Here is an 11933-nt window from a genome sequence, read left to right as displayed (position 1 = left end):
CATTGTTGCTACCCTAGGTGTGTAGGTTGTAGGTGTCTGTGCGACGATGTATACATGAGCTACGAACTATGGTGGCCTGACGAAGAAGCGGAGCACATTCGAACTCGAGACGTCCGCTATCCCGGGGCGTTGAACATCGAGCCGGAGTGGACGGTCGAGGCGGCGAATGACCCGTGCCGTGTTGTTCGGGATCCCGATCCGAAAAGCAGGCACGGCGCGATCCGGCTCATCGGGTTTTCGGCTGCCGCCGGGGCCGTTCTGACCGTGATCCTCGATGCGGTCGACCATGCGGGGATCACCGCATGGAAGACCCGGGGCGCCGATCTTCGTGAGTACGAGGAAGGAGTTGGCCGCGCATGACCGAAGCAGCAGATCGGGCGCGCCGGAGGGCGATCCGCGCCGAATACGCCGAAGAGGAAGCCGAAGCGGGCGAAGCCGAAGCTCTTGAGAACGCGCAGACCGTGTTGTCTGTGCGGATCCCCAAGCAGCTGGCCGAAGAACTGAAGGAGCAAGCCGCCGCCGAGCACATCGGCACGTCGGCGCTGGTTCGCAAGATCCTCACCAAGACCGTCCACGCCCGCCTTGAAGAGCCGCCACTGACCGAGGAACGCGTCGAGATGATCGCCCGTCGCGTCTTCCGGGAGCTGCGAGAGGGCTGAAAGCCGTTCGATGCGGTGAGCCAAGTCCGCAACACCGAAGTAGTCCACGTCCGCGCGGGGTGGGCTAATTGTGTTGTCGAGCCGCCACTCGTCGAGTGCGCGCGCGACGGTCGCGAGAAGGCTGAATCTGCTGCTCCAAATGGCTCATATCAGGCTCCGACGTTTGCCTCAAGCACTACTTTGAGTATTAGCCTGATTACGGAATGGTCAAGGTGAACTCAGGGGAGGCTCGTCGTGGGTCCGTGCACGATGACGTGGGTACGGGAACAGGCGTCGGCGCTGGTCGCGGAGATGACAGGCGATCCTTTCGGCAGCTTTTCCGCGTCGGTTTACGAGACCGGGCGGGTGGTCTCGCTGATGCCGTCGCTCGACGGGCATGACGAGCGCGTCCGCTACTTGCTACGGCAGCAGCGTCCGGACGGCGGCTGGGGCGGCCCCGGCCTGTACGGGCTCGCGCCCACCCTCAGCGCAGTCGAGGCTTTGCTGAGACAGCCGGGCGAAGACGCGCGGATCGCCGCGCAGCGTGGGCTGGAATCGTTGGTGGACAACGGTATGGTGCCCGACACCGTCGCCGTCGAGATCATCGTTCCCGGTCTCGTGCAGGAGATCAACGCCCAGCTCGGCAAGGCGCTGGCCGTGCCGGGTGGGATGACCGTCGAGACGCTCGCGAAGCTGCGCGAGATGATGGACCGCGGTCTCGCGTTGCCTGACAAGCTGCTGCATTCCTTGGAAGCCTTCGGATCCAGCGCCCGTGGCGCCGGTTTCGTCGAGCCGACCGAGTACGGCGTCGGCTGTTCGCCCGCGGCCACCGCGAGCTGGCTGGGCGACGGCAAGGCGCATCCGTATCTGGCGGCCGTGCAGGATCCGGAAACGCGCGCGGTGCCGGTGGCCGCTCCGCTCGCCACGTTCGAGCGCGCCTGGGTACTGTCCACATTGGCCGGTGTCGGCGTTCCGTGCACGGTGCCGGGAGATGTCGTCGATTGGCTGGCCGCCGAGTTCGGCGAGTCCGGGGTCGCGGGCGGGGTCGGGCTGCCGCCGGACGCGGACGACACGGCCGCCGCGTTGCACGCGCTCGCCAAGCTGGGCCGCCCACGGTCCACGGACACGTTGCGCGGCTACCGGGTCGAGGACCATTTCGCCACCTTCGCCGACGAGCGGACCCCGTCGACCACCACGAACGCGCACGTCCTGCAAGCGCTCGGCGCCTCGCGGGAAGGCCATCGCGAGGTCATGTCCAAGCTCGCGTTGTGGCTGCGCGATCGCCAGGAACGCGACGGCAGCTGGCAAGACAAATGGCACGCTTCCCCTTATTACGCAACGGTTTGCTGCGCGGTCGCACTCGCCGAGCACGGCGACGAGTGCACGGCGAGTTCGGTGCGGGACGCCGTCGGCTGGGTGCTGGCGAACCAGCGGCCGGACGGTTCGTGGGGACGCTGGGCGGGCACCTTCGAGGAGACGGCGTACGCGGTGCAGATCTTGTTGCGCACCAACGTCTCGCACGAAGCGATCCCGGAGGCGGCCGCGCGTGGCTGCGCTTTCCTCTTCCAGAACCAAGACGCCGAGCATCCGCCACTGTGGCACGACAAGGATCTCTACACGCCATTGCGGATCGTGCGAGCGGAGGGGTTGGCGGCGATGTATCTCGGGCTCGCCAATGCCGAGGTCGCGCGTCTGCTGGCGTACTCGAGATGAACACTGCCGAATTCCGCTTGGCCTTCCGCACACTGCCTTTCTTGAACGCGCACGCGGACGACGAGGACGGCGTGCTGGAACTCGCCCCTGGCAGGCTGTTGGTCTGGAATCCAGGCGCCATCGACGAGATCTTCCATGCCGATCAACGGCTCGGGCATCCCGGCAGCCGGACGATGCGGTCGGTGCTCGGCCACAAGTCCCTACTGTGGACCGAAGGCGCACGGCATCTCGCTTATCGCCGCGCGCTCGGCCCGGCCTTGCGAGGCAAACGGCTGGCCGGCTATCGGGAACTCATCGCGGAGATCGTGCAGTCGTCGATCGGCGCGCTGACCGAAGGCCGGGTGATCGCGCTGGCGGACTGGACCCGCGCGGTCGCGCTCCGGGTGATGGCGGGCATCACCGTCGGGCGCGACGGCGATGCGGTGCTCGCGCCGTTCACCGCCTGGATGGACAAGGCGCTCGGTTCGCGCGGGCGAACGCTCGCTTACCGCTATCTGCGCGGAAGTCTCCCCTCCTCCGGCGAGGACCTCGATCGGCTTTTGGTGCTCAGTGCGAAAAGGTCTTCGGGTTCGCTGGCGTCGCTGCTCACCTCGGACGAACCGCCGCTGGGCAGGCTCGGCGACGACGAGTTACGCGATCAGCTCGTTTCGCTGCTGTTCGCGGGGCATGAGACGACGGCGTCGGCGATCGCGTGGACGTTGTACTGGCTCGACCGAAATCCGCGGGTGCGTCAGGACATTGTGGACGAACTTGAGTCCACAATGGAGGACGGTGCGTCGGCCGCCGCGGTGCCACTGCTGCACGCGGCCGTGCTGGAGGCACTGCGGCTGACTCCGCCGGTTCCGGCGGCCGGGAACCGGGTGTGCACCGAAACGGGTGAGGTCGGCGGGCGGGCCGTGCGGCAGGGAACGGTGCTCACGCCGAGCATCTACCTGGCACATCATCGCCGCGACCGGTTCCCCGACCCGTATCGGTTCGAGCCGGGTCGATTCCTCGATCGGAGGGTGGCGCAGGAGGACTTCTTCCCTTTCGGCGGCGGTATCCGGCATTGTCTGGGTAGTGAACTCGGGCTGATGGAGGCCAGGATGATCGTCGCCGCGGTGCTGCGTTGCCGCGAGTTGCGCTGTGTCAATCCAGCGGCTGGCGTGCCGAGATTGCGCGGCCACGCGATGGCGCCGTCGCCGAAACTGCGGATGAAGGTCGTCGCGTGTCACGCGTAGCGGGTGCGGTACTGGTGGTGCACCGCCTCGAATTCCCGCTGCCGGTCAGCTACCTGTGTTACGCCGTGTGGGGCGCCTGCCTCGCACGGGGTGACATCGAGATCTTCGCCGAGCCGCTCGTCTACGTGACGGTGCTCGTGAATTTGCTGCTGATGGTCGGCGGCTTGGCGTTGAACGTCGCCGTCGACTTCGAAACCGATCGGCGCCATGCCGGGAAGGACTATCTCGCGGGCGCGACGCTGCGGCTCGGCCGCACGAGGGTGCTGCAGCTGTCGATCGCCGAAACCACGGTCGCGCTGGTGCTCGCCGGCCTGGTCGCGGTGTGGGCGAACCACTGGCCGGTGGTGGTGTTCGCCGGGATCACGGCACTGCTGCACCAGCTGTACAACATCGATCCGTTCCGGCTCAAGCGGAAGGTGGCCGGGCCGTTCGTGTTCGGCGCCGCGATGGTCCCGCTGCCCTGTCTGCTGGCGTACAGCGCGTTCCGCGCGGACTTCGCGCCCGCGCTCTGGCCGTTCCTGCTCGGTGTCTGCTCACTCAGCGTCGGCCGGACGATCTGGTGGTCGGTGCCCGATCACGCGGTCGACACGGCGACCGGCTTCACCACCCCGGCGGTCCGCTTCGGCAGCGCGGGCGCGCTCCGGATGGCGAGCCTGACGGTGCTGGTGGGCACCGCGCTGCTCGGCTGGTCGCTGTGGTGGCTCTACGGTCCCGTCTGGGCGGCGGTCGGCATGGCCGCGCACGTGATCTTCCTGCTGCGGATGACGTCCAGCGTCTATCCGAGGCACATGCTCAAGCACACCATGCCGATCGTGATGCTCGGCGACATCGCGCTCGTGGTCATCCCACTGATCGCATGACCCGTTTCCGCCCGAGGCCGGCGTGCACGTGCGCGCGATCCGGGTTGTGCCCGACCTCGTCTTCCAGCGGCCGCCACAGCGGCACAGGCACGACACCGGGTTCGACAATGTCCAGTCCAGTGAAGAACTTCGCGAACTGCTCGCGGTCCCGCAAGGTCACCGCGGGCGGCTGCCCGAACATCCGGCTGAAGATGTTGAGTCCCTTGTCCAGCTCCTCATGGTCCCCGAAGTGCGACAACCCGAGGTAGCTCTTGGGACACAGCGGTTCGACGTAGGAAGACACGAGCCCGCGCGGGTTTTCGCTGTCGGGGAAGTTGATGAGCATCTCGATCATCAGCACGGCGACGGGTTCCCGCAGATCGATCAGCTGCTGGAACTCGGCCGCCCCGAAGACGGCTTCGGGCTCACGGATGTCGGCACACAGGTACGCGGCGTTCTCTGTGCCGGCCAGAAGTTCCCGCCCCTCGGCGGCGACACCGGGATCCGAGTCGACGTAGACGACCCGCGCCGCGGGCGCCAGCGCGTGCGCGATCTCGTGGACATGCCCCGACGCGGGCACTCCCGACCCGAGATCGACGAACTGCCGCACCCCATGCCCGATGAGGTACCGCACCATCCGCGCCAGCAGCGCTCGTTCTTCCCTTACCAGGTAGGGAACATGCGGCGCGCACACCGCGATGTGGTTGGCGAACAGGAGATCCCCGTCCCCATGGTGGTCGCCTTCCAGCCAGCAGTCATTGATCCGCGCGATACTCGGGTGCTCGGGCGCGTGGCCGTCAGCAGCCGCAACAGGTAGTGCCACTCCAGGTACTCCTCTTGCACAAAGTTGTCGCCACCATATCCGCCCCCGCGAAGCCCATCCACCCCAACAGAACCCTCATATGCCACCCACACGAGTGATAAAACCACCTCCCGCAACCACCCCCAGTAAAACCCCCACGTCAGCCCACCCTGACACCCCAGTCCCCAAACCCACCCACCCAGCCGACCGGCCCACGCGCCTAACGAGCCGGCCCACGCGCCAGGGGAGCCAGCCCCCGAACGCACCGAGGTGCACCCGTGGTGTGGTCCGGGTGGTGAAGTGAGGCTGCCATTGGGTGTGTTGTAAGCACTCGGGGACGCCCTCGCTACGTGCTTGGCCCGGACGGCTCTGCGAGTGGTGACTCTGCTGCATCTAACGGAGCGGAGTTACCACGCGCTCGCGGCCCGGTCGCGCGAGAGCGGCACTCGGGGGTCGTGAGTGCCGCGGCCGGTTCTAACCGGTCTAAACACTCACGACGCACCCGAAGTGCCGAGTGCGGAACACAGAGTGCCCAAGCGTGGGACACGGCGGGCGAGGGCTGTGAGCACGCGGCTTAGCCAGCGCGGCAACCAAAAAGAAAACCCCAGCCACCAACGAAAATCCGATGGACGACTGAGGGGGTCCGGGGGGCGCAGCCCCCCGGCTGGGGTGTGGGGGCTTGGCCCCCACAAGAAACGACAAAGGCTTCCCCTGGGAGCGCGAAGCGCGAACAGGGGAAGCCAGAAGCCGACGTGCCCAGGGCCGGGGTCGAACCGGCGACCTCTCACTTTTCAGGCGAGCGCTCGTACCAACTGAGCTACCTGGGCGAGGCGCCGAAGCGCCTAGCTTTCGAGTCAAACAGTCTTGCGACCCTGACGGGACTCGAACCCGCGACCTTCGCCGTGACAGGGCGACGCGCTAACCAACTGCGCCACAGGGCCTTGCTTGTCTTACTGTACTGCGTACTCCCAACGGGATTCGAACCCGCGTTGCCGCCTTGAAAGGGCGGAGTCCTAGGCCGCTGGACGATGGGAGCCCGGTCTGCTTCGGCAAGCCGACCGACCGCGCTCTCAAGGTCTCCCCTGGGAGCGAGGTTAACTATAGGGCACCGCCATTCGGGCCCCCGCAACTGGGGGTCACTAATGGGTTTTCAGGGCTGAGAGCAGCACAAACAGTGTTTCACGGCTTGGCCGCGGCGTCGAGTCCGCGCAGTAGCCAGAGGAGGTCCTCGCGCTCGGATTCGTCGAGCGCCGAGTCGAGCAGCTCGATCATGCGGGCGTCGGTGAGGTCTTCGGCTCGCTGCCAGCGCTCGGCGAGGTCGGGCTTCTTGCTCGCGGCGGCGATGAGTTCGTCGGCGGCCTGTGGGGCCCAGGCGGTGCGCAGGAGGCGCTCGCGGCCGCCTTCGGGGTCGGCGACGACGGCTTCGGGGATCGTGAGGCCGACGGCGCGCAGTGCCGCGAAGTGAATGCCGCCGCGGTACTCGCGCAGGATCATCAACGCCTGGCCGACGCGCTCGTGCGGATCTTCGGGCCGCTCGGCGGCTTGCCAGCCGGCGAAGAGGGCGAGACCGGTGGCATCGGCCGCGTGAGTCAGGCGGAAGAGGAGCTCGGCGAGCCGCTCCGGCTCCTTGATGTCGGTGAGGTGGGAACGGGACCAGCTGGCGTTGGCGTCGAGGTAGGCGCGGACGGCGTCGGGGGCGCTGATGGCCGAGGTGGCCGCGGGCAGCGCGAATTCGAAGAGCCAGCTCGGGAAGATGCCGAACAGGGCGGCGGCCAACCGTGGGGACGGGTCGCCGAGCACCGCGGAACGGCCGCGCAGGTAGAGGGAGCGCTGGCCGAGTCCCTTCTCGGCTTCGACCTCGGCCAGCTCCGGCGAGGTCATGAACTTGCCGCCCCACACCTGGACGATCGGGCGGATCTCTTTGACGATTTCGGCGGTGGACATGCACCGAACATAACACTGTTATTCATGTGGCGCAAAGAAGGGCCCGCGCGAACAACGGGCCCTTCCCGGCAGACCTCGATCAGCGTTGGACGGGCGCCTGCCCGTCGTCGTCGAGCGTCAGGCCCAGCATGTCGAGCAGCTGGATGCAGTCGTCGACGTCGAGCGCGCCGTGCGCGACCGCCAGTCGCGCCCTGCGCACTTGATCGTCCGAGACACGTTGCGCGTCGGCCTGGCTCGTGCGCTGGGCGGGCACGCCGCCCATGGCCTGGCCGCCGCCATCGCCACCCTCATACCGGATGAGGAACTGCCGAACTTCGAGAGACCCGCTCATTAGCTCCTCCATGCGGTTCGCGGTTGCTTGGCCGCGAGGCTAGCTAGCTGACGCGCTCAGTCGCAGCCCCCCGGAGAGTGAACCTTTAACCACGCTGTGTTCGACGCTAGGTGACTAACCAACATGCTTCCCGCAAATCGGCAACATGAATCAGAGGCAACGCGAAAGTGACACCTCATCTGCATTTTTCTCACTCACCACTCGCAGACCGCCCGAACTCGTGCAACAATCGACGTGCTGACACACCCCCGGTCAGCGCCTGTGGAGATCCCCTCCGGCCCCCGCGTTCCTCCCCCTGGCGCGGGGGCCCCTCCATTTCTGCTCGGCGCTGCGCGCCTTCGCAGAGCCCTTGTTTCTCCCGGGGGGCCGAGCCCCCCCCCGGACCCCCACGGTGCGGTGCGTCTCGACCCAGCGTGGTCCGGTTCAAAGCGCTTCCGTATCGGCTGCTGAGTCGCTAGTGCGAAGCTGATGTTGGGGTTTTGAGCTGGGAGTGTTCCGTGGGGTGATGGGACGATTGCGCCAATGGGGTGGCCGGTTGCTCCGATTGAGCAGAATTATCGTGTGTCGTAGCCCACAGTCGTTGGCTTGCCGAGACCTAACCGTTATCGTGTCCGGGTGCCCCTTCCTTCGCTTGGACGACTCAGCACCCGGACGAACCTCAAGGCCGTCGGCAATGGTCGTCACCGCAACTCCGCAGTCAAGGAAGCGGAGACCGCGGTGGCCGATGACCACGAGCTGACGAGCTACCTCGCGGCCCTCGCGCCCGAGAACGACAAGGAGAGCACCGGCAGCGGCAAGCGCTTCGGCGAGGCCCAGGTGTACCAGCTCCGGGTCAGCCTCATCGCCAGCGAGCAGCTCAAGGCCGCCGCCGAGGAGCGCGGCATGACGCCGGGCGCGCTCGCTCAGGACTGGATCCTGGAGCGGCTTTCCTGGGAGAGCCAGGCGAACTCCGCGCAGCAGCGCCGCCACGAGGAGGCGCACACCGACCAGTTCCGCTTCGACGAGCAGCTGTGGCGCGAGCCCGCCGCCCGGAGCTGAACCGCATACACCGCAACAACAAAGAAGCCCCCCGGCGAGCCGGGGGGCTTCTTATTTCAGGTCTAAGACGCCGAAGGGCTTATCTCAGATCGGGCGAACCTTCTGGGCCTGCGGGCCCTTCTGACCCTGACCGACCTCGAACTCCACCCGCTGGTTCTCTTCGAGGGTGCGGAAACCGCGCCCGTCGATCTCCGAGTAGTGCACGAAAACGTCGCCCTCGCCGCCATCCTGCGCGATGAAGCCGAAGCCCTTCTCCGCGTTGAACCACTTCACAGTGCCTTGCGCCACCGCTGTACTCCTCGTTGCAAATCCGCTTCGAGTGCCACCGAAGCGACACCCAGACCGTCCCGGGCGGTTCCAACGAGTGAGCAAAGAGCACGTCACGGCTCATGGCTCGCGTCAGAAGTTCCGCGAGTGTGAAGCCACGAACACGCAAAACGACGGCCTGAGAGCAGAGTACCGGGATCAGGCCAAATTTGAACCCCATGAACGCTGGATGAACCGTGCTCCGGGGCAAGGTCACCGGAACGTCGTATGGCCCCACCGTTCACACCTGACGCACCCGTTAAGCTGACGCGTCGCCCGACCCCGATCTTACGTGACGTTCGTCACATGATTTCAGATCAACGCCCGTGCCGGGTCGGACGTCATTGGTGGGTAGATGGGGAGAATAGGGGCATTCGGGTGATAGTCAAAAACTCCGCACGTGGTAGGTGGGCGCCTGCCGTCGTGGCTGGACTGGTTCTGACGCTGGCATTGAGCGCGTGCAGCGGGAGTGAACCGCAAACGACCAACACGGGCACGGGGCAGCAGCAGTCTGGCGGGGGCCAGACGCCGCAGGCGGCCAAGGTGACGGTGAAACCCGCCGGGGGCGCGCAGGACGTGGCGCCGGGCGAGCCGGCACAGATCACCGTCGCGGACGGCACTCTCGGTTCGGTCACGCTGACCAACCCCGATGGCAAGCAGGTCAAGGGCGAGCTGTCGGCTGACAAGAAGTCGTGGACCGTCGGCGAGCAGCTCGGCTACGGCAAGACCTACACCTGGGCTGGCGACGCGACCGGCGCCGACGGCAAGAAGGTCGACATCTCCGGCAACTTCACCACGGTGAAGCCGAAGAAGCAGGTTCAGGCGAGCATCAACGTCGGCGACGGCCAGGAGTACGGCGTCGCGATGCCGATCGTGATCTCGTTCAAGGGCAAGGTCACGGACAAGCAGTCCGTCGAGAAGGCGCTGAAGGTCGAGACCACCCCGAAGACCGAGGGTTCGTGGGCGTGGCTCGAGGGTGACACCGCCGTGCACTGGCGGCCGAAGGAGTACTACAAGTCCGGCACCACGGTGAAGGTCGAGGGCAAGCTCTACGGCGTGAAGATCGCCGAAGGCACCTACGGCAAGGAAGACGTCACCGCCGACTTCAAGATCGGCCGCAAGCAGGTCGTCACCGGCAACACCACCGAGCACACCATGCAGGTCATCCGTGAGGGCCAGCAGATCGCCGAATACCCGGTCAGCTACGGCCTCGACTCCGACCCCGGCCGCGTCACCAAGAGCGGCACGCACGTGGTCATGGGCAAGCAGGCCTCCTACGCGATGAGCAACCCGCGCTACGGCTACGAGAACGTCGTCGTCCCGTGGGCGGTGCGCATCTCGAACAACGGCGAGTTCATCCACGGCCTGGCCGCGTCGATCTGGGCGCAGGGCAAGAAGAACGTCTCGCACGGCTGCCTGAACCTGTCGCCGAAGAACGCCAAGGAGTACTTCGACGGCACGATGACCGGCGACCCGGTGGAGATCTCCGGCAGCACGCAGAAGCTGACGTCCAAGGACGGCGACTACTCGGACTGGACCTACACCTGGGAAGAGTGGACCAAGCTCTCCGCGCTGAACAGCTGAGCCGTTCCGCGCCACGGCCGGGAAGTCGAACCTCGACTTCCCGGCCGTTGTCTTTTCCCGGAAATTCGATGCAACCCGGCGGTGACCTCGAAGCATGTCTAACGCACAGGCGTCGCGGGCAGAGCGCGGCGCCAGCACCCGAGGAGATGTTTTGCGTATCCGTATCGCAGTGGCGCTCGGCGGTTTCCTGCTCGCGGGCGGGCTGATCACCGGGGGCGCGGCCTTCGCCGACCAGCCCTCGACTTCGACCACGAAGCCGGTCCCGACGACCGCGCCTGGCGAGCCGACCCGCACCACCACCAAGCCCCCGGCGCCCGAGCCGACCCGCGCCACCCGGCCCGAGGCCGTCCCGGCTCCCGGCAAGCCGCGCGTCCCGAAGGCCGTTCCCGCAGGCCCCACCGGTGACCTCCACCTGCCGGCGATCACGGCGGCCTAGTGGTCTTGAGCCGTAAACCGTCGACCGGGCAGGGCTCGCCATACGATGGCGAGTTCGCCCGGTACTTCGGCGCGCGTGCGCACAGCCTGCGCTCCACGGCGTTCCTGCTGTGCGGCGACTGGCACCAGGCCGAGGACATCACCCAGGCGGCGCTTCTCAAGCTCTACCTGGCATGGCCGAGGCTGGCCAAGCACGACGCGCTGGACGCCTATGCCCGCAAGATCGTGCTCCGGGTCTTCCTCTCGGAGCACCGGCGGCACTGGCGCAAACGGGAACGGCTCACCGACGAGCCGCCGGAACTCCCGACCGAGGACTCCGGCGGCGAGCAGGCGATGCTGGTGCGGCACGCGCTCTCGGCCATCGCGCCGAAACAGCGCGCCGTGCTGGTGTTGCGGTACTTCGATGATCTGAGCGTCGAGGAGACGGCGGCGGCGCTCGGCTGTTCGACGGGCAACGTCAAGAGTCAGGCCGCCCGCGGCCTGCAGACGTTGCGCAAACGGCTGGGCCCGCATTTCAGTGAACTGGCACTGCAGGAGTGTGGAAAGGAGGTGAGCCGGAATGGATGACGACCTCAAGGCGGCGATCAGTGGCGCCGGTGCTGTGCACGGCCCGGAACTGCGGATGACCGCCCAGGACATCATCGAACACGGGACGAAGGTCCGCCGTCGCCGCAAGCGGTGGGCGGTGGCCGGGACGACCGCGACGACCGCGGCGGCGATCATCGCCGTCGCGGTCGTGTTCACCCAATCCCCGGCCACTCCTGTTCCCGTCCAGCCCGCCGGCCCGAGATTGAGCACGACCAGCGAGCCGGTGCCCGCTCCCTCGGAGGCGCCCGCGCCCGGCGTCACGACGCCGGACCCCGAGACCTCACGGCCGGTGCCCTCGGCTGGCAGGCCTGGCGCTCCAACCCGGACGGTGACGAGCTCACCGAAGCGGACCACCCAGGCGACCAGCGTGCCCACCCCGACCACGGGTGAAGCACCCGCGACGACGACCAAGCCCACCCGGCCCTAGGCCCGGGGTTGGCAATAGCCCGAAAGCCACTTTAGTCAGATGAGACCTGCCGAAAGTGGCTTTCGGGC

The 11933-nt window shown here is 67.0% G+C and carries 14 protein-coding genes and 3 tRNA genes; 10 read left to right on the top strand and 7 right to left on the bottom strand.

Annotated elements, in window-relative coordinates:
- Positions 1 to 54: 54 nt before the first annotated feature.
- The 5 genes from BLV57_RS10425 (at position 55) to BLV57_RS10405 (ending at position 4431) form a co-directional block, all read left to right on the top strand.
- Positions 55 to 360, top strand: a complete 306-nt coding sequence (locus BLV57_RS10425; RefSeq protein WP_091288429.1) for a hypothetical protein — start codon at positions 55 to 57, stop codon at positions 358 to 360.
- Positions 357 to 659, top strand: coding sequence for a ribbon-helix-helix protein, CopG family (locus tag BLV57_RS10420; RefSeq protein WP_091288428.1), 303 nt, complete (start codon positions 357 to 359; stop codon positions 657 to 659). Before BLV57_RS10425 ends, BLV57_RS10420 begins: the two co-directional genes overlap by 4 nt.
- A gap of 249 nt (positions 660 to 908) precedes the next feature.
- Positions 909 to 2351, top strand: a complete 1443-nt coding sequence (locus BLV57_RS10415) for a prenyltransferase/squalene oxidase repeat-containing protein (protein ID WP_091288427.1) — start codon at positions 909 to 911, stop codon at positions 2349 to 2351.
- Between the two features lie 41 nt (positions 2352 to 2392).
- On the top strand, positions 2393 to 3571 hold the full coding sequence (locus tag BLV57_RS10410) for a cytochrome P450 (protein WP_342741169.1): 1179 nt from the start codon (positions 2393 to 2395) through the stop codon (positions 3569 to 3571).
- The gene (locus tag BLV57_RS10405; RefSeq protein ID WP_176968561.1) at positions 3559 to 4431 is read left to right on the top strand and encodes a UbiA family prenyltransferase; all 873 of its coding nucleotides are present in this window, start codon (positions 3559 to 3561) and stop codon (positions 4429 to 4431) included. The genes BLV57_RS10410 and BLV57_RS10405 overlap by 13 nt, the downstream gene beginning before the upstream one ends.
- On the opposite strand, the gene BLV57_RS10400 is transcribed toward BLV57_RS10405, so the two are convergent.
- The 6 genes from BLV57_RS10400 to BLV57_RS10375 all read right to left on the bottom strand — a co-directional run bounded on the left by BLV57_RS10400 (position 4412) and on the right by BLV57_RS10375 (position 7487).
- Positions 4412 to 5233, bottom strand: a complete 822-nt coding sequence (locus BLV57_RS10400; RefSeq protein WP_091288424.1) for an SAM-dependent methyltransferase — start codon at positions 5231 to 5233, stop codon at positions 4412 to 4414. The two genes, BLV57_RS10405 and BLV57_RS10400, sit on opposite strands and share 20 nt — an antisense overlap.
- Positions 5234 to 5965: 732 nt before the next feature.
- A tRNA-Phe gene (locus BLV57_RS10395) sits at positions 5966 to 6039 on the bottom strand.
- Between the two features lie 40 nt (positions 6040 to 6079).
- Positions 6080 to 6153: transfer RNA gene (locus BLV57_RS10390), tRNA-Asp, on the bottom strand.
- A gap of 22 nt (positions 6154 to 6175) precedes the next feature.
- Positions 6176 to 6248, bottom strand: a tRNA-Glu gene (locus BLV57_RS10385).
- 143 nt (positions 6249 to 6391) lie between these two features.
- Positions 6392 to 7156, bottom strand: a complete 765-nt coding sequence (locus BLV57_RS10380) for an SCO6745 family protein (RefSeq protein WP_091288423.1) — start codon at positions 7154 to 7156, stop codon at positions 6392 to 6394.
- Between the two features lie 79 nt (positions 7157 to 7235).
- Positions 7236 to 7487 carry a hypothetical protein gene (locus BLV57_RS10375; RefSeq protein ID WP_091289072.1) on the bottom strand — a complete coding sequence of 84 codons (252 nt, stop codon included), beginning with the start codon at positions 7485 to 7487 and terminating at the stop codon, positions 7236 to 7238.
- A 615-nt stretch (positions 7488 to 8102) separates the two neighbouring features.
- On the opposite strand from BLV57_RS10375, the gene BLV57_RS10370 reads away from it, so the two are divergent.
- A complete protein-coding gene (locus BLV57_RS10370; protein ID WP_091288422.1) occupies positions 8103 to 8525 on the top strand; it encodes a hypothetical protein in 423 nt (140 codons plus the stop codon).
- Between the two features lie 84 nt (positions 8526 to 8609).
- Here BLV57_RS10370 and BLV57_RS10365 read toward each other — a convergent pair whose 3' ends face one another.
- On the bottom strand, positions 8610 to 8813 hold the full coding sequence (locus tag BLV57_RS10365; RefSeq protein WP_020669570.1) for a cold-shock protein: 204 nt from the start codon (positions 8811 to 8813) through the stop codon (positions 8610 to 8612).
- A gap of 441 nt (positions 8814 to 9254) precedes the next feature.
- On the opposite strand from BLV57_RS10365, the gene BLV57_RS10360 reads away from it, so the two are divergent.
- The 4 genes from BLV57_RS10360 (at position 9255) to BLV57_RS10345 (ending at position 11865) form a co-directional block, all read left to right on the top strand.
- Positions 9255 to 10415, top strand: a complete 1161-nt coding sequence (locus tag BLV57_RS10360) for a L,D-transpeptidase (protein WP_245757249.1) — start codon at positions 9255 to 9257, stop codon at positions 10413 to 10415.
- 151 nt (positions 10416 to 10566) lie between these two features.
- Complete coding sequence (locus BLV57_RS10355) at positions 10567 to 10851, top strand: hypothetical protein (protein WP_245757248.1); 285 nt, start codon at positions 10567 to 10569, stop codon at positions 10849 to 10851.
- Positions 10851 to 11417: a SigE family RNA polymerase sigma factor gene (locus BLV57_RS10350; protein ID WP_091288419.1), complete on the top strand. Its 567-nt coding sequence runs from the start codon at positions 10851 to 10853 to the stop codon at positions 11415 to 11417. Before BLV57_RS10355 ends, BLV57_RS10350 begins: the two co-directional genes overlap by 1 nt.
- A complete protein-coding gene (locus BLV57_RS10345; protein ID WP_091288418.1) occupies positions 11410 to 11865 on the top strand; it encodes a hypothetical protein in 456 nt (151 codons plus the stop codon). Before BLV57_RS10350 ends, BLV57_RS10345 begins: the two co-directional genes overlap by 8 nt.
- Positions 11866 to 11933 lie beyond the last annotated feature (68 nt).

This window comes from Amycolatopsis xylanica (assembly GCF_900107045.1).
Lineage (GTDB): Bacteria > Actinomycetota > Actinomycetes > Mycobacteriales > Pseudonocardiaceae > Amycolatopsis > Amycolatopsis xylanica.
The sequence above is the reverse complement of the archived record's forward strand: the minus strand, read 5'-3'. Positions and strand labels throughout refer to the sequence as shown.

Excerpts from the sequence above, each read along its gene's own strand:
- BLV57_RS10415 (WP_091288427.1), top strand. The coding sequence starts at position 909 with ATGACGTGGGTACGGGAACAGGCGTCGGCGCTGGTCGCGGAGATGACA.
- BLV57_RS10425 (WP_091288429.1), top strand. The coding sequence starts at position 55 with ATGAGCTACGAACTATGGTGGCCTGACGAAGAAGCGGAGCACATTCGA.
- BLV57_RS10420 (WP_091288428.1), top strand. The coding sequence starts at position 357 with ATGACCGAAGCAGCAGATCGGGCGCGCCGGAGGGCGATCCGCGCCGAA.
- BLV57_RS10345 (WP_091288418.1), top strand. The coding sequence starts at position 11,410 with ATGGATGACGACCTCAAGGCGGCGATCAGTGGCGCCGGTGCTGTGCAC.
- BLV57_RS10375 (WP_091289072.1), bottom strand. The coding sequence starts at position 7,487 with ATGAGCGGGTCTCTCGAAGTTCGGCAGTTCCTCATCCGGTATGAGGGT.
- BLV57_RS10380 (WP_091288423.1), bottom strand. The coding sequence starts at position 7,156 with ATGTCCACCGCCGAAATCGTCAAAGAGATCCGCCCGATCGTCCAGGTG.